Source organism: Marinospirillum alkaliphilum DSM 21637 (genome assembly GCF_900119735.1).
GTDB lineage: Bacteria > Pseudomonadota > Gammaproteobacteria > Pseudomonadales > Halomonadaceae > Marinospirillum > Marinospirillum alkaliphilum.
Genome location: NZ_FPJW01000002.1, coordinates 183216 through 204436 on the forward strand (window position 1 = coordinate 183216; position 21221 = coordinate 204436).

The window sequence follows — 21221 nt, forward strand, 5'->3', positions numbered from 1 at the left end:
CTGTGTGCTCACAGGGCTTTCAGCTGTTCCTGTTGTTCCTGCAGTTTGTTGCAGGCCAGACGGTTTTCTTCGATTTTGGCTTTTTCCTTTTCCACCACGGCAGCCGGTGCCTTGCTGACAAAGGCTTCGTTGCCCAGCTTGGCTTCGGTGCGCTGAATATCCTGCTGCAGGCGGTCGATTTCCTTCTGCAGGCGGGCAATTTCAGCATCCTTGTCGATGAAACCGGCCAGCGGCAGGTGCACTTCCATCTGCCCCACCAGCTGCATGGCGCTCATTGGCAGGGTGTCGGCCAGTTCAATACTTTCCAGTTTGGCCAGTTTCTGCAGGAACAGGCGGTTGGCTTCCAGGCGTTGCTGATCTTCGGTGCTGGCGTTGTGGATCAGAATCGGCAGGGGTTTGCCCGGTGCCAGATTGTTGGCGGCACGCAGTTCGCGCACGGCAAGAATCACACCCTTCACCCATTCGATGTCGCTGACTGCTGCAGCATCCATGCGTGACTCATTCGGCACCGGCCACTGGGCCTGCATCAGGGTATCCCCTTCCACACCGGCCAGCCCTTTCACACGCTGCCAGATTTCTTCAGTGATGAACGGCATCATCGGATGGCCGAGGCGCAGGATGACTTCCAGCACTCGCACCAGTGTACGGCGAGTGCCGCGCAGGGCTTCAGGACTGGATTCTTCGTTCCACAGTACCGGTTTGGACAGTTCCAGATACCAGTCGCAGTAGTCGTTCCAGACAAACTCGTAATAGGTGTTGGCAGCCAGGTCAAAGCGGTAGCTTTCCAGATGCCGGGTGATGGCTGCTTCGGTTTCCTGCAGACGGGAGATGATCCAGCGGTCGGCCAGGGTCAGTTCCACTGCTTCGTTCTGGGTGCCGCAGTCTTCACCTTCGGTGTTGCTGAGCACATAGCGGGCGGCGTTCCAGATTTTGTTACAGAAATTCCGGTAACCTTCCAGGCGTTTCATATCCCAGTTGATGTCACGGCCGGTGGTGGCCATCGCCAGCAGGGTGAAACGCAGGGCATCCGTGCCGTGGGCACCGATGCCTTCCGGGAAGGCTTTGCGGGTTTGTCTGGCAATTTTTTCTGCCAACTGGGGCTGCATCATGCCGCTGGTGCGTTTTTCCAGCAGGCTGTCCAGATCAATGCCGTCAATCATGTCCAGCGGGTCGAGTACGTTACCCTTGGATTTGGACATCTTCTGGCCGTTGTCATCACGGATCAGGCCGGTGACATACACGGTCTTGAAGGGCACCTGATCGGTGAATTTCAGGGTCAGCATGATCATGCGTGCCACCCAGAAAAAGATGATGTCAAAACCGGTCACCAGCACACTGGTGGGGTGGAAGGTTTTGAGTTCGTCAGTCTGTTCCGGCCAGCCCAGGGTGCCAAAAGTCCACAGACCGGAGCTGAACCAGGTGTCCAGTACATCGCTGTCCTGCTCCAGGCTGACGTCCTGTCCCAGATTGTATTTGCGGCGGGCGGCTTCTTCACTTTGTGCCACATAGATGTTGCCGCTTTCGTCATACCAGGCCGGTACCCGGTGACCCCACCAGAGCTGGCGTGAAATGCACCAGTCCTGAATGTCACGCATCCAGGCAAAGTACATGTTTTCATACTGTTTCGGCACAAACTGGATGTCACCGTTTTCCACCGCCTTGATGGCCGGTTCGGCCAGTGGCGCAATTTTCACGAACCATTGATCGGTCAGCAGTGGCTCAATCACCACACCGGAGCGGTCGCCGTAGGGCAGGGTGTTGTTGATGGCTTCCACCTTCTCCAGTAGCCCGAGGGTGTCCATTTCGGCCACCAGCAGCTTGCGTGCTTCGTAACGATCCAGACCCCGGAACAACTCAGGCAGGGTGGGGTCCACGGCTTCATTGATGGTGCCGTCCAGATTAAAGACTTCAGCCTGATCGCGGATGGCGGCATCCAGTGTCATCACGTTGATCAAGGGCATGTGATGGCGTTTGCCGACCTGATAGTCATTAAAGTCGTGGGCTGGGGTGATTTTGACGCAGCCGGAGCCTTTTTCCATGTCGGCATGGTCATCGGCTACCACTGGAATGCGGCGACCGACCAACGGCAGGATCACGTCCTTGCCGATGATGGAGGCATAACGCTCGTCTTTGGGATTGACCGCCACACAGGTATCACCCAGCAGGGTTTCCGGGCGGGTGGTGGCAACCACCAGATAATTCTTGCCGTCAGCTGTTGTGACGCCATCCGCCAGCGGGTAACGGAAGTGCCAGAAGTTGCCCTGCTGGTCCTTGTTTTCGACTTCCAGATCGGAAATGGCGGTATGGAGTTTCGGGTCCCAGTTGACCAGGCGTTTGCCGCGATAAATCAGGCCTTCGTCATACAGGCGAATAAACACTTCCTGCACGGCTTTGTAAAAACCTTCATCCATGGTGAAGCGCTCACGATCCCAGTCCACCGAGGCACCGAGGCGACGCAGCTGGCGGGTGATGGTGCCGCCGGATTCTTCTTTCCATTCCCAGACTTTTTCCAGAAACTTGTCACGCCCCAGGTCGTGGCGGGTTTTGCCTTCTTCAGCGGCCAGTTTGCGCTCCACCACCATCTGGGTAGCGATACCGGCGTGATCCGTGCCCACTTGCCACAGGGTATTTTTCTGCTGCATGCGCTGCCAGCGGGTGAGGGTATCCATGATGGAATCCTGGAAGGCGTGGCCCATGTGCAGACTGCCGGTGACATTCGGCGGTGGAATCATGATGCTGTAGGCTTCACCCTGACCGGATGGACGAAAGTACCCTTTGTTTTCCCATTCCGTGGCCCAGCGCTGTTCAATATCGGCAGGCTGATAAGTCTTGTCGAGGGAGGCTTCTGGCTTGCTGGTCATGGATTTTCCGTTGCGTTTTCGGTTGTTCTGGACAAAAGTATGAGTTGCGCGGGATTATAGCTTTTTGCTTGTGCGGCTGCATCGTCAAAAACCCCAATGCTGTTGGCTGCAAAACAGGGCCATTCAGGTTATGCTTACCAGATGTTGCCTTTTTTACCATTTGAAACAATCTTCTGGGTGAAGACTCAACCATGCATGAAGCCAGTGTAGTGCTCACCATTCATCCGCCTGCTCTCACCCGGGGCGCGGTGCGTGTGGAAATCAGCCAGCTGACAGCGGTGATCCTGCAGCGTTTACTCAAGGAAGATCCGATGGTGGCTTTACCGAATGAGCAACTGAAACTTTATCTGAATGGTGTTGGAATGGATTTTCCAGATCCGCTGCAGCTTCGTGCGTTGATCAAGCAATTGCGTGAAGACATGCGCCTGGTGGGTGTGGATAATCCAGTGTTGCAGGTAGGTGGCGGCTTGATGTTAAACCGCCATGTGAAAGTGATCTGTGATGAGGAGGATGGTCCGGATCTGCTGGATGTGATTTATACGGGATTGATGCCTCCGCAGCGCCACTAGAAAGACCCTGCTGATAGCATTAAATCAGGGGCTTTCGGCTTATTTCTGGCGCATGTCGTTGGTGCGAACCGGATAACCCCTTTCCTTGTAAAACTTCCAGTCGGCCCGCTTGGGCTCTCGCACTGCTTCGCTGTCATCAATGATTTCTGCCACTCGCTGAAAGCGTGAAAAATGCATGGGCACTTTCAGGTCCAGGTTCAGCAATACATCATGGTGATCACCGGGATCTTCCTGCCAGCCGATTTCGACCGGTGATGGCGGTTGATTGCCAATTAACCCGTGAGGAATAAAAGCATCGGGTTTAAAGCTCCAGAGCTTTTCATCCAACGCACGGGCCTGCTGTTCATCACCGGTGTGGATGTACAGTCGGTGGCCCTTGCGCCAGATGGTCTCAGCCAGGCGGCAGGCAAAATCAATGCGGTTACTCTCGTTGCCTTCCGGGAGCAGGTAGAAGTCCACCTGGGTCATCAGACAGCCGTTTCTCTGACTTCTGCACTGGCTTCCTGCATCAGCAGGTATTGCACCAGCAGACCAACCGGACGACCGGTGGCACCTTTCTGTTTACCGGAATGCCAGGCCGTACCGGCGATATCCAGGTGTGCCCAGCGGAAGTTTTCGGCAAAACGTGACAGGAAACAGGCTGCTGTGATGGTGCCTGCCGGACGGCCACCGATGTTTTGCAGGTCGGCGAAGTTGGAGTCCAGTTGTTCCTGATATTCTTCCCACAGTGGCAGTTGCCAGGCACGATCTTCAGCGTCCAGACCGGCTTTCAGCAGTTCTGCGGCCAGGTCTTCATCGTTGCTCAGCAGCCCGGTGGCCTGGTGGCCCAGTGCAATGATGCAGGCACCCGTGAGGGTGGCAATGTCCACCACGGTTTCCGGGTTGAAGCGTTCGGCGTAGGTCAGGGCATCACAGAGCACCAGACGGCCTTCTGCATCAGTGTTGAGCACTTCCACGGTTTTACCCGACAGGGTGGTGTAGATGTCACCGGGTTTGCTGGCGCGTCCGGAGGGCATGTTCTCGGCAGCGGCAATCATGAACACCAGGTTCAGTTTTGGCTTGAGCTGGCGCACGGCTTCCAGGGCACCCAGAACACTGGCAGCACCACACATGTCGAATTTCATTTCGTCCATGCCTTCACCCGGCTTCAGGCTGATGCCGCCGGTATCAAAGGTGATGCCCTTGCCAAGCAGTACATGGGGGCGGGCTTCAGGGTCCTTGGAGCCCTTGTATTCAACCACAATCAGTCGTGGTGGCTGGTCACTGCCCTTGCCAACGGATAACAGACTGTTCATGCCCAGCTCTGCCATCTGCTGTTCATCCAGAATGGTGGCAGTGAACGCCGGGTCTTTTGTTATCAGTTCCAGTGCAGTGTCTGCCAGGTGAATCGGAGTGCAGACATTGCCGGGGCGATTGCCGAGGGTGCGTGCCAGGTTTTTACCCTGGCCAATGGCTTGCCCGATGGCCAGTGCTTTTTCCCCATCCTTGCCTTCGTGATTGTCTGGCCACCAGAAGTTGATTTCGGTGGGTAAATCTTCGTTGGCAGCAACTGACTTGAATTCAGTGAAACGATAAAAACTGGTTTCGGCCATTTCTGCCAGCAGCCGCAGTTTCCAGGCGGAGTCCCGCTGCTTCAGGGGTGTGTCAGCCAGTGTGATCAGGCAGTCATGCAGGCTGAGCTGGGCCAGGTGGTCATAAGCAGCCTGACAAGCTTTGCGGAATTTGCTGTCGGTGAGCTTGTTTTCTTCCCCCATGCCAACCAGCAGGATGCGCTGTGCTTCAGCACCGGGTGCAAAAGGCATCAGAAAGGTCTTGCCGAGTCTGGCCTTGAAATCACCGCGTTCAATCAGCTGGCGCACCAGGGATTCGGTGGCCTTGTCGAGGGCTTCACCGGCAGGGGTCAGGCTACCATCCTGCAGCACCGGAAGCACCACGCAGGCGGTTTCCGTCAGGGCGGGAGATTGGGTAACCAGTTTGAAGTTCATGTCAGCTCCGTCAGATTCAGTCAGAAAAAGGGCAATTTGTCCTGTGCGGCAAGACAACCCTGATGCGCTGTAGGATAATGGCTTTGATTAAGAAATGCATCGTCTGTCTGTGGGAGTTTTGCTTGATTCTCTACCGCTACATCGCACGGGAAGTATTGATCACAACACTGGCTGTGAGCAGTGTGCTGCTGCTGGTGATTGTTGGCAGCCGCTTTGCACGTCTGCTGGGGCGAGTTGCCTCGGGCCGTGTTTCCCTGGATGTACTGGGGCAACTGACCTTTCTTTATCTCCCTTATGCGGCCCAGTTGATTCTGCCGATCAGTTTTGTGCTGGCGCTGATGCTGACTTTTGGTCGCTTGTACATGGAAAGTGAGATGTCGGTGATTCAGTCCAGTGGTGTCGGGCAGCGCCAGTTATTAAAGATGGTGCTGGTTCTGGCCTTGCTGGTGGCGAGCATCACAGGACTGGCCAGTCTTTATGTCACACCGCTGGCGCAGCAGGCCAGTACACTGGTGATGCAGGAGCAGCGGGATCGCACCGGTTTTGAATCCATCACCCCGGGGCAGTTTGTACAACTGAATCGCCAGACGGTTTATGTGGATCGAATCAGTGAAGACAAGGCTGAGTTGCAGGGGGTGTTCATTGCTCAGACCGGGCGAGGTGAAAACAATCTGGCTCTGGCGCAAACCGGCCAGCAGCAGTTGGATGAATTGACCCGCAGTCGTTTTTTGCTGCTGGAACAAGGGCATCGTTATGAGTTGCCAGGTGAAACCCTGTCCATGACAGACCTGTCATTTGAGCGTTATGCCATCCGGCTGGGTGTTTATCTGCCACCCTCGGTGCGAGAACAGGTCTCCAATATGTCGGTGGCTGAATTGCTGGTGTATTCCAGTCGACCGGCATTGGTAGAGCTGCAGTGGCGTCTTGGTTTGCCATTGATGCTGGTGGTTATGGTGTTCATTGCCTTGCCCCTGACGCGCGTGAATCCACGGCAGGGGCGCTTCATGACCATTCTGCCGGTGCTGCTGTTGCAACTGCTGTTTCTGGGCGGATTGATGTCACTCCAGGATCTGGTTAATCAGGGTAAGCTGCCGCTGTGGCCGGGGCTCTGGTCAATGCACCTGCTGTTTTTGTTGCTGGGCCTGCTGATCTGCTGGCGCAAGGGAGTGTTTATCCGATGAGGTTGTTGGGACGCTACATTGCTTCTTCGGTGCTTTGGGCCACTATCAGTGTACTGCTGGTGATTGTGGCGCTGGATCTGGTGTTTTCCTTTCTGGATGAGCTGACATCACTGACGGGTGATTATGGCGCACTGGATGCCTTGATCTACATGTTACTGCGCCTGCCTGAACGTTTTTACATGTTTCTGCCGATTGCGATTCTGGTTGGTGTGTTGATTGGATTGGGCAGCCTGGCTTCAACCAGTGAGCTGACCGTGATGCGTGCTGCGGGTGTGTCCATTCCCCGACTGATACTGCAGGCATCACGCCCGGTGGCCGTGCTGCTGGTGCTGGCAATGCTGGTGAGTGAATTTTTCATGCAGGGCTGGGCGCAGACCGCTGAAACCTGGCGCTGGGAAAAACGTTCCGGCCAGCAGCAATCCGGTGTGAATACTGCGCGAGATCTCTGGTTGAAAGAGGGGCAGTGGTTTTATCGCATCAATCTGGCTCGTGATGACGGGCAATTGCGTGGCCTGACGCTGTTTGAGTTGAGTGATGACTGGTCTCTGAAACAACTGGTGACTGCTACCCGTGCCGATTATCAGGATGACCAGTGGCTGCTGCAGGAAGTGCGCAGCATTCACCTGGAGTCTGAACGATTGTTGCAGGCACAGGAAACTGAAGTGTTGCGTCATCTGCCGGTTTCACCGGAGTTTGTGGCGCTGCAGGTTTTGTCCCCTTCGGACATACCGCCCAGTCGTTTGTGGCGTTATGCGCGCTATCTGGAGCAGATAGGCCAGCCCGCCGGGTTTTACTGGCTGGCTTTCTGGCAGAAGGTGCTGTTGCCGATCACGGTGTTTGCGGTGGTGTTGCTGGGTGCTTCTTTCACTTTTGGCCCGCTGCGTTCAGTGCCTGCAGGTACACGGGTGTTTCACGGTATAATCATTGGTCTTTCAGTGAAGTTTGCTCAGGATTTACTGGGCCCCAGTGCGCTGTTGTGGGGGTTCACTCCGGCACTGGCGGTGCTTTTGCCTGCTGCTTTCTGTACGGTCTGGGGTTTGTGGCAGATACGTCGCACTGGCTGATTCATCCATCTTTATCATCTTTGTGGTTTAACGAGGAAACATGACTCGCGCTTTTTCACATCTTAACGATATCTATGTGGCTGGATTATTCCGGCGTCTGGCAGCCATGGTGTACGACCTGTTCTTGCTGGCGGCATTGTTTATTCTGGCTGGCTTTATCGGTGTGGCACTGACCGGTGGCGAAGCCAACGAACATCCGCTGTTCCAGTTGCTGGTGTGGACCGTCCCTTTCCTGTTTTATGGTTTTTTCTGGCGTCGCAGTGGTCAGACACTGGGTATGCTGGCCTGGCGTATTCGCGTGCAGACATTGCAGGGTGGCCCGATCAGCACCACGCAGACCTTTCTGCGCCTGATTGGTGGGCTATTGTCCTGGAGTTGCCTGGGGCTGGGTTATCTGTGGCTGAAATTTGACCGTGAGCAGCGCACCTGGCCGGACCTCCTGTCCGGAACCCAGGTGGTGGTGGTACCCAGAAAAGGTGATTAAGCCAGTTCCTGGCGGATCACTTTTTTATTGAGTTTGCCGACGCTGGTTTTTGGAATCTCATCAACCAGCAGAATCTTCTCCGGTATGGCCCATTTGTTGATCTTGCCCTGATCCACAAACTGCTGCAAATGCTGTTGTATGGCAGGAGCTTCTGGTGGTCTTGATGGGTCAGCAGCCACGATGAGTGCAGCTGGACGTTCTCCCCATTGGGTGTCGGCAATACCCACCACTGCGACTTCACTGATGCCGGGATACTGGCTGATCAGGTTTTCCAGTTCCAGAGAGGAAATCCACTCGCCGCCTGTTTTGATCACATCCTTGATGCGGTCACGGATCTGTAAAAAGCCGCGTTCATCGAGGGTGGCAACATCACCGGTATGCAACCAGCCATCACGCCAGAGTTCTTCGCTGCGAGTTTCTTCCTTGTAGTAAGCCTGGGTCAGCCAAGGGGCACGTACTCGAACTTCGCCAACACTTTCCCCGTCCTGTGGCAGTGGCTGGCCGGATTCGTCCACCACCTGAAGATCCACAAAAGGTACGGCGACACCAGCCTTGCAGCGCCAGGGCAACTGGGTGGCAAAGTCGGCTTCATTGATGTCCCTGGGCAGGATGTCAGCGGTCAGCAGTGGGCAGGTTTCGGACATGCCGTAGGCGCTACGGGTATCGATACCAAGTTCCCAGGCTTTGCTGGCCAGTCCTTGAGGTAGTGCACTACCACCAACCAGCACTTTCCATCCATGTAATTTCACCTTGCCGGACAGGATGGCTTCAGCAGAAACGACCATGTTCAAGAGGGTTGGAACGCAGTGCGAGAAATCCACCTTCTCAGTGACCAGTAATTTGACCAGCATTTCCGGTTCATAACGCCCCGGATACACCTGAGTGGCCCCCATCAGGGTGGCTGTGTAGGGCACACCCCAGGCATGAACATGGAACATCGGGGTGATGGGCATGTACACCTTGTCCCGGTTCAGCAGGTCAAAGCCGGGGGTCTGGAATACATTGGCCTCACTGAGGGTGTGCAGCACCAGTTGCCGATGCGTGAAAAAAACGCCTTTGGGGTTGCCTGTGGTTCCGGTGGTGTAAAACAAGGTGGCAACAGCATTTTCATCAAAGGTGGGAAAGTCGTAATGTGTGGGTTGTTGTGCTAACAGGGCTTCATATTCACCCGCCAGTGCCAGCGGGGTGTTGACTGGCTCTGGGGTGTCCTGGCACAGGAGATAACCTTTGATTCGAGGTAATCTGGATGCCAGTGGTTCGAGCAAGGGTAAAAAATCCTGATGGCTCAGCACAAAAACATCTTCAGCGTGATCCATGGTGTAGAGAATCTGGTCAGGTGCCAGGCGTACGTTAACCGTATGCAGTACGGCACCAATCATCGGGATGGCAAAAAAACATTCCAGATAACGATGGCTATCCCAGTCCAGCACTGCCACCACGTCGCCAGCCTGAACGCCCTGGCTGGTAAGCAGATGTGCCAGTTGGTGTACACGCTTCTGGAATTCCTTGTAACTGTGGCGACTGAGGTCCCGGTAAACAATGGGATTATCACCTGCCATCCGCACACCGGATTTCAGGATATCGCCAATCAGTAAAGGAGGATTAACGGCGGAAGGTGTTGCGGGCAATACCTTCGGGTGAGTCAGTGCTGTCATGGTTCAACTCCTTGATATTATTGTTGGAAAACAGCTTCAGTTGCAGCGCTCAATGATCAGTGCAATGCCCTGGCCACCACCGATGCAGAGGGTGATCAGGCCGTAACGGCCGTTGATCCGCTCCAGTTCATACAGGGTTTTCACTGTCAGGATGGCACCTGTGGCTCCCACAGGATGCCCCATGCCTACGGCACCGCCGTTGGGATTGAGTTTGTCTGTCGGGAAGTCCAACTCCTGTGCCACGGCCATGGCCTGGGCGGCAAAGGCTTCATTGGATTCAATCACATCCAGATCACTGACTTTCAAGCCAGCCTGCTCCAGGCAGCAACGCACAGCCGGTACGGGCCCCATGCCCATCAGTTGTGGATCTACACCGGCAAAGGCACAGGCCAGAATGCGGGCGCGGGGTTTCAGACCCAGTTTGCGGGCTTCTTCGGCATGAGCCAGCAGCAGGGTGGCAGCACCATCATTGATGCCGGAAGCATTACCGGCGGTCACCAGGCCGTCTTGTTTGAAGGCGGGTTTTAAACGGGCAAAGTCTTCGGCGCTGGCATTCTGGCGGACATGTTCATCCTCGCTGAACTCCACCTGTTCACGGCCTTTTTTCACTGAGACAGGTACAATCTGGTCAGTAAACCGACCTTCTGCAATGGCCGCCGCCGCCTTCTGGTGGCTTTGCAGGGCAAAGGCATCCACCTGCTCACGAGTGTAGCCATATTTCGCGGCGATGTTTTCTGCGGTGATGCCCATGTGACCGCTGCCGAAGGGATCGCTGAGTACACCCAGTGTCAGATCCACCACTGAACCATCACCCATACGCAGTCCATTACGGGCTTTGGGCAGCAGGTAAGCGCCCTGGCTCATGGATTCAGCGCCACCGGCCAGTGCCAGGCTGGAGTCTCCTCCCTCAATCAGCTGAGCAGCAGAAATGATGGCCTGCAAGCCGGAACCACACAGGCGGTTGACGTTGAGCGCTGCGGAGCTTTGCGGCAAACCGCTGTTGAGGGCAATGTGACGGGATAAATAGGCATCCTGCGGGGCCGTGGTGATGATGTGGCCATACACGGCATGATCAATGTCGGATGCCTGCACGCCGCTGCGTTGAATCACTTCTTTTGCTGTTGCAGTACCCAGCTCAGCTGGGTTGAGTGCTGACAGGCTGCCACCAAAACCACCGATGGCAGTGCGTACACCTTCAATAATGACCACTGAATTGAATTTCATCTGTTGATCCTGTTGTGGATGAACCGGGTTATTTGCCCAGCAGGGAACGGGCGATCACTTCTTTCATGATTTCGGAGGTGCCGGCATAGATGGTCTGAATGCGGGCATCCACATAAAAACGTGAAATCGGGTATTCCAGGGTGTAACCATAACCACCGAATAATTGCAGGCATTCATCAATGGTTTTGCACTGCATTTCACTCAGTTGCAGTTTCAGGATGGCGGCATCGGTCGGAGTCATCTGCCCCTGACGGTATTTGCTGACACAGCGGTCAAAATAGGCGCGGGCCATATCGATCTGGGCGCGAACTTCGGCCAGCTTGAAGCGGGTGTTCTGGAAATCGGCAATGCGCTGACCAAAGGCTTTGCGCTCTTTGACGTAATCCAGTGTGAGTGCCAAAGCACCTTCCATCGCACCCAGTGCCTGGGAGCCAACCCCCAGGCGCTCACGGGGAAGTTCCTGCATCAGGTAGCCAAACCCCGAGCCTTCCTGACCCAGCAGGGCATCGTCCGGCAGGATCATGGCATCAAAAAACAGTTCGGCAGTATCGCTGGCGTGCTGGCCGATTTTGTTGATGGCCTTGCCGCGGGAAAAACCGGGCAGGTGGGTATCCACCAGAAACAGCGAAACGCCTTTGGCACCGGCAGACGGATCGGTTTTGGCACAGACAATCACCAGGTCGGCCATCATGCCGTTGGTGATGAAGATTTTGGAGCCATCCAGCTGCCAGCCGCCTTCAACCTTCTGGGCACGGGTTTTCATGGCGGCCAGATCACTGCCGGCACCGGGTTCGGTCATGGCAATGGCACCCATGACCTCTCCGGTAGCCATGCGTGGCAGCCACTGGTGTTTCTGAGCTTCTGTTGCCAGATGCTCCAGGTAGGGAATCACAATGTTGGAGTGAATGTTGTAGCCACTGGCCAGGCCGCCAAAACCGCGACGGGAAATCTCTTCAATCACCAGCTGGGTGATACCAAAATCAGCGCCTGTGCCGCCGTAGTCTTCGGACAGATCAATGGCCAGCATGCCGGCTTCACCCAGCTTCAGCCAGAAATCACGGGGTACCTGGTGTGCTGCTTCCCAGTTGTCATAATGTGGATCAGCCTCCTGTTCCAGAAAGCGGCAGATCATGTCATGAAAAAGCTGGGTGTTTTCGTCTGTTGCGGTCATTCCTGTGTTTCCTTAGAGAGTTCCTCGGATGTTTCTTCAGAGAGTTCTTTGCGCAGATTGCGTTTAAGAATTTTTCCTGCGGTGCTTTTAGGAAGCGTGGTACTGAAAAGAATTTTTTTCGGCAGCTTAAAAGGTGCCAGATGCTGACGAGCATGTTGAATCAACGCCTGTTCGGTTGTTTCCGAACCTTCCTTTAAAACAACCACTGCAGTGATGGCTTCAATCCACTTGTCATCAGGTAAACCTATGACGGCTACTTCTGAGACGGCCGGGTGGGTGAACAAGGCTTCTTCAACTTCCCTGCTGGCTACAACGACGCCACCAGTGTTAATGACGTCTTTGATGCGATCAACGATGTAGAGATAACCTGCTTCATCCATGTAACCCACATCACCGGAATGGAACCAGCCACCCTGAAAGGCTTCTGCTGTCATCTCTGGTTTGTCCCAGTAACCGGTGAGTAACTGCGGGGAACGATGAACAATTTCTCCTTGTTGCCCCGGCGGTAAATCGTTCATCTCCAGATCCACAATGCGGGTTTCCACGGTGAGGATCGGGCGTCCTGCCGAAGCCGGGCGTTCGGCATGTTCCTCCGGCCGTAATACCGTTGCCAACGGGGCTATTTCACTTTGACCATAACAGTTGTAGAGCCCGACACCGGGCAGTCTTTGCTGGAGTTCCTGCAACACTGGCACCGGCATGATGGAAGCACCGTAATAGGCTTTTTTCAGGCTTTGCAGATCGCGTTGGTCAAAATCCGGATGGCGCAGCAGGGCAATCCAGAAGGTGGGCGGGGCAAAAAAGGAAGCAATGTTTTCCTGTTCGATCCAGTGCAGGCACAGATCAGGCAGAGGGCTTTCCATCAGGCGTATTGTTGCGCCACGTAAAAGCACAGGCATCAGAAATACGTGCATCTGAGCCGAATGGTAAAGGGGCAGGGCCGCCAGCACCGGCTCGCCGGGTTCGATATCCAGCTCCACCATGCAGGCAAAATATTCTGCCATCAACGCCTTGTGCGTCATCATCGCGGCCTTGGGCGCTGCTGTGGTACCCGAGGTATACAAAAGCTGAGCCAGGTCATCGTCCTTGATGCTGACCGGTGGAGCGCTGGCCGGTGTTTCGGCCAGTGCCAGCTGCAGCAGGCTGCTTTGCTGTGAATCCGTATGAAAATAAGTGCTGACGGCCAGTGAAAGGCCTTCGCAGGCCTGTTGAACTGCTGCCGAAAGGCTGATGTCGCTGACCAGTGCCCTGGCGCCGGACTGTCGCAGCACATAACGCAACTCTTCCGCGCTCAGGGCAAAATTGGTGGGCACATGCACCAACCCTGCACGCAGGCAGGCCAGCCAGGTGATGACATAGGCATCAGAGTTTTTGCCATAGGCCACCAGTCGGTCACCCTGCTGTAGCCCTTGCTGCAACAGGTGGTTGGCAACCCGGTCGGCTGCGGTGATCAGTTGTTGATAAGTCCAGGTACGGTCAAGAAATCTTATTGCCGTGCGTTGTGCATTCTTGCGCAGGCTGCGATTCAGGGCACTGCTGATGGTATGGGCTTGAGGCTGAAGATCAAGAGAAGCAATGGATGTCATGGCCTGGCTCCTCAGTTGTTAACCATTTTGCAGACACTTTCTGACAGGGGACGGAAAGCCTCTTCTGCTGGAATGGTGCGGACAATTTCAAACAGGTCATCAGCGTTTCTGGACTCAGCCGGAGATTTCACACGCACCAGGTACATGTCATGAACCATGCGGCCATCCTCACGAATGTAGGCATTCTGAGCAAAGATGTCGTTCACAGGGGTTTTCATCATCTGTTGACGAACGGCCTGGGTGTCATCCGTGCCAGCGGCTTTGACCGCTTGCAGGTAGTGCAAGGTGCTTGAATAAAGGCCGGCATGCACCATGGTCGGCATCTGGCCGGTTCGTTCCTTGAAGCGTTCGGCCCAGGCACGAGCTTCCGGATTGATGTCGTAGTACCAGGCTTTGGTGAACTGCAAGCCCTGAGCAGTTTCCAGTCCCAGGCTGCGGATATCGCTGCTGAACAGCACCATGCCTGCCAGGATCTGGCCGGATTGAGTGATACCGAACTCACTGGCGGTCTGGATGGCATTGATGGTGTCATGACCTGCATTGTTGAGGCTGATGACCTTGGCACCTGATGCCTGAGCCTGCAGCATGAAAGATGCAAAATCAGTGGTTGGGAAGGGATGGCGTACCTTGCCAAGCACTCGCCCGCCACTTTCCTTGACGACTCGTTCAACATCAGCTTCGAGTGCATGACCGAAAGAATAGTCAGCACTTAGCAAAAACCAGTCTTTGTTACCTTCCTGGGTAATGGCGCGGGCTGTACCGTTGGACATCGCCCAGGTGTCGTAAACCCAGTGGAAGTGATTAGGTCCGCAATGCTGATTGGTGATGGCAGAAGACACGGCTCCGTTGACCAGTCCCAGTTTGTCGTTTTCTTCCAGTAAGCGAATGGCAGCGAGGGTTACTGATGAAGCGACCAGTCCTGTAACCATGTCGACATTGCGCTCATCAATCCAGCTCCGAACCACGCTGGAACCCACATCCGGGCTGTTACGATCATCAGCACTGAAGGTGACAATTCTTGCGCCATTGATTTCACCGCCCATGTCATCAATGGCCATCTGGATGGCGTCCATCCCCCTTGGACCGATAGGATCACGATAAGCACCTGTCATGTCAGCCAGATAACCGATGCGGATTTCATTATTGCTGTAGTTGGCTGATGCAGGTGCACTGGCTACGAAAATACTTGCCAATGCTGCCAATACGATGTTTTTCTTGAGGTTCATTGCAAACTCCATTTTCTGCTGTTGTTTTTGTTTTTCCGGTAGGAATTCCGGTTTTTTCGGGGTTATACCGCCGATAGTTGTTTTTATCTTGTATGGCCTGGTCCATACTAGGTGGAAATCAAAGTCAGTGTTTGGCGTTTTGAGACATAAAATTTGCATTTCATGCCAATCTGTTCTGCTTTTCTGGAAGTGATCAATGGAGCGTTACTCAGCCACTGTCCCCATCCACTTTGTCCACAACCTGTTGCAGGGGGTGGTGTTAAGCGATGCCCGGCGCAGACGTTTGCTGTTGCAGGCAGGCATTCCCTTTTTTCTGCTGGATGCGCCGGGTGGCCGGGTGACGGTGGAGCAGTTTGCGCGACTTTATCGACTGCTGGTGAATGATTGTGATGATGAAACCCCCGGTTTTTTTTCGCGCCCCTTGCGAGGTGGAACGCTGAAGTTTCTTTGTCTGGGTTTGCTGGATGCACCCAATCTACAGGTGGCGTTGCACCGTTATTGCCAGTTTTTCCGGGTGTTGCTGGATGATCTGGCTTATCGGCTGGTGGTGGAGGAAAAGCATGCAACCCTGCAGTTGATCGAACATCGGAAGCCTTGTGGTCATCGTGTACTGGTGCACGAGCTGATGTTGAAGCTGGTGCATGGCATTGCCTCCTGGTTGATTGCTGAAAAGATTCCGCCGCAAGGGATCAGTTGCGCCTATGAACAGCCGGGGCACAGTTCTGAGTACCTTTATTTTTATCCGGGCCAGGTTCAGTTTGATCAGCCTTTCACTGCACTGAGCTTTGATCGCGCCTTGTTGCGCAAACCCATCCGTCAGACCCGCAGGGAGCTGGGGTCTTTTTTACAGCGCGCACCGGCGGATTGGATTTATGTCTCTTTTGGTGATCGCCTGGTGGCACACCGGGTACGCGACTATCTGAGTGATGCTGAGCAGGTGGGTGCCAGTGTTGCTCAGGTGGCTGAAGCCTTGCACATGTCGGTGCGAACCCTGTCGCGCCGTCTGGCAGCAGAAGGCACCCGCTTCCAGTCGGTCAAGGATGAAGTTCGCCGTGATCTGGCGGTGCAACAGTTGACCTGCAGTGATTTGCCGCTGACACGTTTGGCGGAACAACTGGGTTTTGAAGACCTGCCCTCTTTCAGTCGAGCCTTTCGCCAGTGGACCGGCAGTACGCCGGGCAGCTACCGGCGTGGATTGTTGTACGGAAGGCTTGACTGATCCATTCATCCCTCGCTGTGCTTCTGTTTGCTGGAAAGACTTGAGCTATTGTATTAGTATATTATAAATTAGATTGTTTTCATTTAATGGTGGTCAGTCTGCATGGTCTGCAGCACACCGTTCTGTATTGAGCTGAGAAGGGGTTACAAATGGGCAAGACGCTGGCCTTCTGGTGCATGGATCGATCTCGAGCCGTTTTTACGGCCGTGATACTTATGGTTCTGGCGCTGGGGATGATGATTCCGAAAATCATGATCGATACTGATCCGGAGAACATGCTTTCTGCCGAGCAGCCGGATCGCGTCAAGCATAATGAAATCAGGGACCGTTTTGGCCTGCATGACATGATTGTGGTGGGTCAGGTCAACACTCAGCACGCGCAGGGCGTTTTTAATCCGGAGTCTCTGGCGGCTCATTACGCCTTGACCCGCGCCATCGAACAGATGGATGGGGTGATTGCCCGTGATCTGATGTCCATGGCGGCTGTGGACAATGTTGAGCAGGCCGGTGTTGGCACCATCGCTTATGACTGGCTGATTCCATCACCCCCCGAGACACAGGAAGAGGCAGATCGCATCCGTGCGGCTGTTGAGCGTCTGCCCATGTATCAGGGTACGCTGGTGTCCGAGGATGGCCAGGCTGCTGCCTTGTTTGTTCCGCTTGAAAGCAAGGACATCAGTCACCGCATTGCCATGGAAATCCGGTCCGTGGTTGAAGGCCTGGGTGTGGCTGACGAGTTTCACATTACCGGCCAGCCGGTGGCTCAGGATACCTTTGGTGTGGAAATGTTCCAGCAGATGGCCATTTCCGCACCGCTGGCAGGTCTCGTGATCTTCCTGGCGATGCTGTATTTCTTCCGCAGCCTGCCACTGGTGATTGCACCGATGCTGCTGGCGATGGCTACGGTGATTTCCACCATGGGCCTGTTGATTGGCATGGGTTACACCGTGCACATCATGAGTTCGATGATTCCCATCTTTCTGATGCCGATTGCCGTGGTTGCCTCGGTGCATGTGCTGTCGAACTTTGCGGACCGTTATCGTCCCGGTGATGACCCCAGAGAGGTGATGGGTGATGTCATGGACAAGCTGTTCAAGCCGGTGTTGTTCACTGCGTTGACTACAGCCGTGGGTTTCCTTTCGCTATTGACCACGCCCATTCCTCCTGTGCAGGTGTTCGGTGGTTTCATTTCCTTTGGTGTGGTGGTGGCGCTGTTGCTGACTCTGGGTTTTATTCCCGCCTATACCGTGTCCTTGAAGCGTGAAACCCTGGACCGGATGGCTGAGAAGTTCCGCCGGAAAGAACTGGCTGATCAGCAGGCCAATAAGGACGGTGGTTTACTGGGTCGTATGGGGCGTTTCCCTGCACGCAAGCCCGGTATGGTGATTGGTCTGGTGGTGGCCGTACTGGTGGTGTCGGTGTATGGCATTCAACAGATCCAGATCAACGACAATCCAACGCTCTGGTTCAAGGAAGATCATCGCATTCGGATTGCCGACAAGGTTCTGAATGAGCGCTTTGCCGGTACCTATGAGGCTTACATCAATTTGCGCCAGACGGGCATTGAGCAACAGGTTGATGAGCTGCGCCGCTCCATTCAGCTGACGCTGGATGAGGCAGCTCGAGAAGGATTGGATCTGCGTTCAGCCTGGTCAGGCATGTGGGAGGATTCAGCGGGTGCAGCTTCTCCCGGTGATCGTCTGGAAACGCTGGCAATGCTGATTGATGACCATCTGTTTGATGCTGAGCCGGAAGCACAGGATTACTGGATGGAGATTCTGGATCAGGTTGAAGCAGGTCGCACGGCAACGCGTGCCTTTCAGAATCCCGGTCATCTGGCCTGGATGGATGAGTTGAAAAACCACCTGGAAAAAACCGGTGTAATCGGCAAGGCCAATTCGTTGGCTGACCTGGTGAAGACCATTAATCGTGAACTGGTGAGTGGTGACATGCAGGACTATGTGTTACCGGATCGTGCCAATGGTGTGGCACAAACGATTCTCAGCTTCCAGTCTTCGCAGCGTCCGGATGATCTGTGGAACTTTGTGACCCGTGATTTCACTCAGGCCAGCATCTGGTTGCAACTGCCCAGTGGTGACAACCAGGTGATGAGCCGGGTGGTTGATGCGGTTGATCGTTTTGTTGCCGACAACCCGCCGCCGGCAGGTGTTGAACTGGAATGGGGAGGTGGAACTTACATCAACCTGGTCTGGCAGGGTGAAATGGTGGAAGGCATGCTCTGGGCGCTGGGTTCAGCATTCATTGTGGTGCTGATCATGATGATTGCGCTGTTCCGCAGCCTGCTGCTGGGTGTGCTGGCGATGCTGCCGCTGACCATCACCATTGCAGCCATTTACGGGGTGATGGGTCTGATTGGCAAGGATTACGACATGCCGGTCGCTGTGCTTTCGTCTCTGTCTCTGGGACTGTCGGTCGATTTTGCGATTCACTTTATTCAGCGTTTGCGTATGGCGCTTGATGATGTCGGAGGTGACTGGAAGGCTGCCATGGATCAGGTTTTTGATGAGCCTGCCCGCGCCATTGTGCGTAATGCGGTGGTCATTGCCATAGGTTTCCTGCCCTTGCTGGCAGCGCCTCTGGTGCCCTACATCACGGTTGGTGTGTTCCTGGCCAGCATCATGGCAACTTCTGCGCTGGTCAGTCTGTTTGTGTTGCCTGCTTTCATTGCCCTGGCGCCGCGTGCAGTACTGGGTAAAGCAGTCAAAAGCGTCTGATAACCCCGTAAGGAGGAGAAACCATGAATTTGTTAAAAATCACCAGTGGTCTGGTCGGAGGCTTTGCCCTGCTGATGAGTGGCAGCCTGGTATTGGCTGCACCACCGGTCAGTGAAATCATCGAACGTGCCAATCAGGCTTCTTACTACGCTGGCAGGGATGGTCGTTCCGAGGCGCGGATGCGGATTGAAGATAACCGTGGTCGTACGCAGACTCGCCAGTTCAGTGTATTGCGTAAGAATGTTGAAGGCAGTGATGAACAGAAGTATCTGGTGGTGTTCAGTCGTCCATCAGAGTTTCGTGGCACCGTATTCCTGGTTCATAAAAACCCTGCCGCAGACGATGATCGCTGGTTATATCTGCCTGATCTGGATCTGGTTCGTCGTATTGCACCCGGTGACAAGCGTACCAGTTTTGTTGGCGCACATATCTTCTACGAGGATATATCCGGCCGGAATCTGAACGAAGATCGCCATGAGTTGCTGGAGGAAACCGATCAGCATTATGTGCTGAAATCCACTCCAAAGGCACCGGGGTCGGTGGAGTTTGCCAGCTTCCAGACCTGGATTGACAAGGAAACCTTCCTGCCGGTTCGCATCGAATACACCAATGCTGTCGGCGAGGTTTACCGCATCATGGAAAACGCCAATATCGAGGTGGTTGATGGTTATCCAACACCGATGATGATGCGAGTTCAGGATCTGCAATCCGGTGGCAATACGGTTGTTCAGTTCCGAGGTGTCAGTTATGACCTGGGTATTCCTGATGCGGTGTTCACCGAGCGCAGTTTGCGTAATCCCCCCGCCGAGTGGCTGGATCGGAGGTAAGCATGGGTGCTGAACAACTCAAGGGGTTGCTGGGTGCGGCTGTGATGGCTCTTGGCCTGGCCGCTTCTCCCTTGTCGGCAGATGACTGGGCTGGTTCCGGAGATGACTGGGGGGGTGACTGGGAGGATGAGTCTGAGTCTCGCTTTCCATTCCGGGTCGGTGGTTTCATTGAGGCCGCCGGTGGCATGCACCTGTATGACAACAAGGCGGTTGATGATCGTATCGGCAAAAACTACAACCTGGGTGAAACCCGTTTGCGTCTGGATATTGACGGAGACTGGCAGGCACTGGGTTACAGCCTCAAGGTTGATGGTGTTGCTGATGGTGTTGATGAAGAACTGCGTGCAGAGCTGCGCGAAGCGCTGGTCAGTTTTGAACTGGGTGACCGCACGGATGTGCGTGCCGGTCGCCAGGTGCTGACCTGGGGAACCGGTGACCTGTTATTCATCAACGATCTCTTCCCCAAGGACTGGCAGTCCTTTCTGATCGGTCGGGATGAAGACTATCTGAAGGGCCCATCGGATGCATTGCGCATCACTCGTTATGGTGATGAGGTCACCCTGGATCTGGTCTGGACACCGGTTTTCAATCGAGACAACTACCCGGACGGGGATCGTTTGTCTTATTGGGGGCAGACAGGAGGCAATGAGTTCGGCTTAACAGCCGAACCCATTTCGGATAATGCCCGGGAACCCGGCAGCTTCCCCGGTGATGGTGAGGTGGCTTTACGTCTGGCCACACGCCAGTCCGGTGTTGAGTATGCCTTGTATGGTTACCGGGGCTTCTGGCCTCAACCCAATGATGCACGCAAGACCCTTGCAGGTGGCAAGCTGGAGCACCCGGTATTGCATGTGTATGGTGCCAGCCTGAGGCGAGGTATGGGGCCGGGGCTGTTCAATGCCGAAGTGGGTTATTACGACTCACGGGACTACGACAACGCTGGCTTCAACGCGGCGCTGACACCCAACTCAGAAGTGCGCATTCTGATGGGATATGACTGGGAACTGGTCACCAACCTGAATGTGGGTGTTCAGTACTATCTGGAATGGACGCTGGATCATGATGAGCTGGAAAAAGCCTTTCAGGATATGGGTATGAAAGAAATGGCCGGTGAAGAATACCGCCAGCTGCTGACCACGCGTCTGACCTACACCCAGATGCGCGGTGATCTGATGTGGTCGCTGTTTGCTTTTGTATCGCCCAGTGATGATGACTTTTACCTGCGTCCGAGTGTGCGTTACCGGGTTTCCGATGAATTGACGGTCAGTGCCGGAGGCAACCTTTTTGGTGGCAAGGAGGACTACAGTTTCTTTGGGCAGTTTGAAAAGGATTCAAATGTTTACCTGAGGGCCAGGTATCGTTTCTGATCTCCTGGTTGGATGTTGCATTGAGACCGATTGAGCAAGGGTCAGCCTGAGTCAGGTTGGCCCTTGT

The 21221-nt window shown here is 54.7% G+C and carries 16 protein-coding genes; 8 read left to right on the forward strand and 8 right to left on the reverse strand.

The annotated features are described in order from the left end of the window. Positions 1-8 precede the first annotated feature (8 nt). A complete protein-coding gene (locus BT114_RS04125; RefSeq protein WP_072325074.1) occupies positions 9-2861 on the reverse strand; it encodes a valine--tRNA ligase in 2853 nt (950 codons plus the stop codon). 191 nt (positions 2862-3052) lie between these two features. On the opposite strand from BT114_RS04125, the gene BT114_RS04130 reads away from it, so the two are divergent. Beyond that, positions 3053-3430 carry a hypothetical protein gene (locus BT114_RS04130; protein ID WP_072325075.1) on the forward strand — a complete coding sequence of 126 codons (378 nt, stop codon included), beginning with the start codon at positions 3053-3055 and terminating at the stop codon, positions 3428-3430. 39 nt (positions 3431-3469) lie between these two features. Here the strand turns inward: BT114_RS04130 and BT114_RS04135 are convergent, their stop codons facing one another. After that, positions 3470-3898 (reverse strand): DNA polymerase III subunit chi, encoded by a 429-nt coding sequence (locus tag BT114_RS04135; RefSeq protein ID WP_072325076.1) that lies wholly within the window; start codon positions 3896-3898, stop codon positions 3470-3472. After that, on the reverse strand, positions 3898-5415 hold the full coding sequence (locus tag BT114_RS04140; protein WP_072325077.1) for a leucyl aminopeptidase: 1518 nt from the start codon (positions 5413-5415) through the stop codon (positions 3898-3900). The genes BT114_RS04135 and BT114_RS04140 overlap by 1 nt, the downstream gene beginning before the upstream one ends. A gap of 122 nt (positions 5416-5537) precedes the next feature. Between BT114_RS04140 and lptF the strand changes: the two genes are divergently transcribed. The 3 genes from lptF to BT114_RS04155 are packed head-to-tail and all read left to right on the forward strand — an operon-like array spanning position 5538 to position 8144. Next, positions 5538-6596 (forward strand): LPS export ABC transporter permease LptF, encoded by a 1059-nt coding sequence (gene lptF / locus BT114_RS04145; protein WP_072325297.1) that lies wholly within the window; start codon positions 5538-5540, stop codon positions 6594-6596. After that, the gene (gene lptG / locus BT114_RS04150; RefSeq protein ID WP_072325078.1) at positions 6593-7660 is read left to right on the forward strand and encodes an LPS export ABC transporter permease LptG; all 1068 of its coding nucleotides are present in this window, start codon (positions 6593-6595) and stop codon (positions 7658-7660) included. Before lptF ends, lptG begins: the two co-directional genes overlap by 4 nt. Positions 7661-7700: 40 nt before the next feature. Next, complete coding sequence (locus BT114_RS04155) at positions 7701-8144, forward strand: RDD family protein (RefSeq protein WP_072325079.1); 444 nt, start codon at positions 7701-7703, stop codon at positions 8142-8144. Here BT114_RS04155 and BT114_RS04160 read toward each other — a convergent pair. From BT114_RS04160 to BT114_RS04180, 5 genes are read right to left on the reverse strand one after another with little or no spacing between them, the layout of a single operon-like run. Next, positions 8141-9799, reverse strand: coding sequence for a fatty acid--CoA ligase (locus BT114_RS04160; RefSeq protein WP_072325080.1), 1659 nt, complete (start codon positions 9797-9799; stop codon positions 8141-8143). The genes BT114_RS04155 and BT114_RS04160 overlap by 4 nt on opposite strands. A 36-nt stretch (positions 9800-9835) precedes the next feature. Next, entirely contained in the window at positions 9836-11023 is a 1188-nt protein-coding gene (bktB, locus tag BT114_RS04165) for a beta-ketothiolase BktB (protein ID WP_072325081.1), read from the reverse strand. Between the two features lie 28 nt (positions 11024-11051). Continuing rightward, on the reverse strand, positions 11052-12194 hold the full coding sequence (locus BT114_RS04170) for an acyl-CoA dehydrogenase family protein (RefSeq protein ID WP_072325082.1): 1143 nt from the start codon (positions 12192-12194) through the stop codon (positions 11052-11054). Beyond that, complete coding sequence (locus BT114_RS04175) at positions 12191-13780, reverse strand: fatty acyl-CoA synthetase (RefSeq protein WP_072325083.1); 1590 nt, start codon at positions 13778-13780, stop codon at positions 12191-12193. The genes BT114_RS04170 and BT114_RS04175 overlap by 4 nt, the downstream gene beginning before the upstream one ends. 11 nt (positions 13781-13791) lie before the next feature. Continuing rightward, complete coding sequence (locus BT114_RS04180) at positions 13792-15006, reverse strand: ABC transporter substrate-binding protein (RefSeq protein WP_072325298.1); 1215 nt, start codon at positions 15004-15006, stop codon at positions 13792-13794. A gap of 196 nt (positions 15007-15202) precedes the next feature. On the opposite strand from BT114_RS04180, the gene BT114_RS04185 reads away from it, so the two are divergent. From BT114_RS04185 to BT114_RS04200, 4 genes are all read left to right on the forward strand, one after another. Beyond that, a complete protein-coding gene (locus BT114_RS04185; protein WP_072325084.1) occupies positions 15203-16225 on the forward strand; it encodes an AraC family transcriptional regulator in 1023 nt (340 codons plus the stop codon). 149 nt (positions 16226-16374) lie between these two features. After that, positions 16375-18960 (forward strand): efflux RND transporter permease subunit, encoded by a 2586-nt coding sequence (locus BT114_RS04190; protein WP_072325085.1) that lies wholly within the window; start codon positions 16375-16377, stop codon positions 18958-18960. Positions 18961-18983: 23 nt separating this feature from the next. Beyond that, positions 18984-19787, forward strand: coding sequence for an outer membrane lipoprotein-sorting protein (locus tag BT114_RS04195; RefSeq protein WP_072325086.1), 804 nt, complete (start codon positions 18984-18986; stop codon positions 19785-19787). 2 nt (positions 19788-19789) lie between these two features. Then, a complete protein-coding gene (locus BT114_RS04200) occupies positions 19790-21154 on the forward strand; it encodes a hypothetical protein (protein ID WP_072325087.1) in 1365 nt (454 codons plus the stop codon). The last annotated feature ends 67 nt before the right edge of the window (positions 21155-21221 follow it).

What these genes read in the sequence shown, in the direction of transcription:
- BT114_RS04125 (WP_072325074.1), bottom strand. Translation starts at nt 2,861, where the DNA reads ATGACCAGCAAGCCAGAAGCCTCCCTCGACAAGACTTATCAGCCTGCC.
- BT114_RS04130 (WP_072325075.1), top strand. Translation starts at nt 3,053, where the DNA reads ATGCATGAAGCCAGTGTAGTGCTCACCATTCATCCGCCTGCTCTCACC.
- BT114_RS04135 (WP_072325076.1), bottom strand. Translation starts at nt 3,898, where the DNA reads ATGACCCAGGTGGACTTCTACCTGCTCCCGGAAGGCAACGAGAGTAAC.
- BT114_RS04140 (WP_072325077.1), bottom strand. Translation starts at nt 5,415, where the DNA reads ATGAACTTCAAACTGGTTACCCAATCTCCCGCCCTGACGGAAACCGCC.
- lptG (WP_072325078.1), top strand. Translation starts at nt 6,593, where the DNA reads ATGAGGTTGTTGGGACGCTACATTGCTTCTTCGGTGCTTTGGGCCACT.
- BT114_RS04155 (WP_072325079.1), top strand. Translation starts at nt 7,701, where the DNA reads ATGACTCGCGCTTTTTCACATCTTAACGATATCTATGTGGCTGGATTA.
- BT114_RS04160 (WP_072325080.1), bottom strand. Translation starts at nt 9,799, where the DNA reads ATGACAGCACTGACTCACCCGAAGGTATTGCCCGCAACACCTTCCGCC.
- bktB (WP_072325081.1), bottom strand. Translation starts at nt 11,023, where the DNA reads ATGAAATTCAATTCAGTGGTCATTATTGAAGGTGTACGCACTGCCATC.
- BT114_RS04170 (WP_072325082.1), bottom strand. Translation starts at nt 12,194, where the DNA reads ATGACCGCAACAGACGAAAACACCCAGCTTTTTCATGACATGATCTGC.
- BT114_RS04175 (WP_072325083.1), bottom strand. Translation starts at nt 13,780, where the DNA reads ATGACATCCATTGCTTCTCTTGATCTTCAGCCTCAAGCCCATACCATC.
- BT114_RS04180 (WP_072325298.1), bottom strand. Translation starts at nt 15,006, where the DNA reads ATGAACCTCAAGAAAAACATCGTATTGGCAGCATTGGCAAGTATTTTC.
- BT114_RS04185 (WP_072325084.1), top strand. Translation starts at nt 15,203, where the DNA reads ATGGAGCGTTACTCAGCCACTGTCCCCATCCACTTTGTCCACAACCTG.
- BT114_RS04190 (WP_072325085.1), top strand. Translation starts at nt 16,375, where the DNA reads ATGGGCAAGACGCTGGCCTTCTGGTGCATGGATCGATCTCGAGCCGTT.
- BT114_RS04195 (WP_072325086.1), top strand. Translation starts at nt 18,984, where the DNA reads ATGAATTTGTTAAAAATCACCAGTGGTCTGGTCGGAGGCTTTGCCCTG.
- BT114_RS04200 (WP_072325087.1), top strand. Translation starts at nt 19,790, where the DNA reads ATGGGTGCTGAACAACTCAAGGGGTTGCTGGGTGCGGCTGTGATGGCT.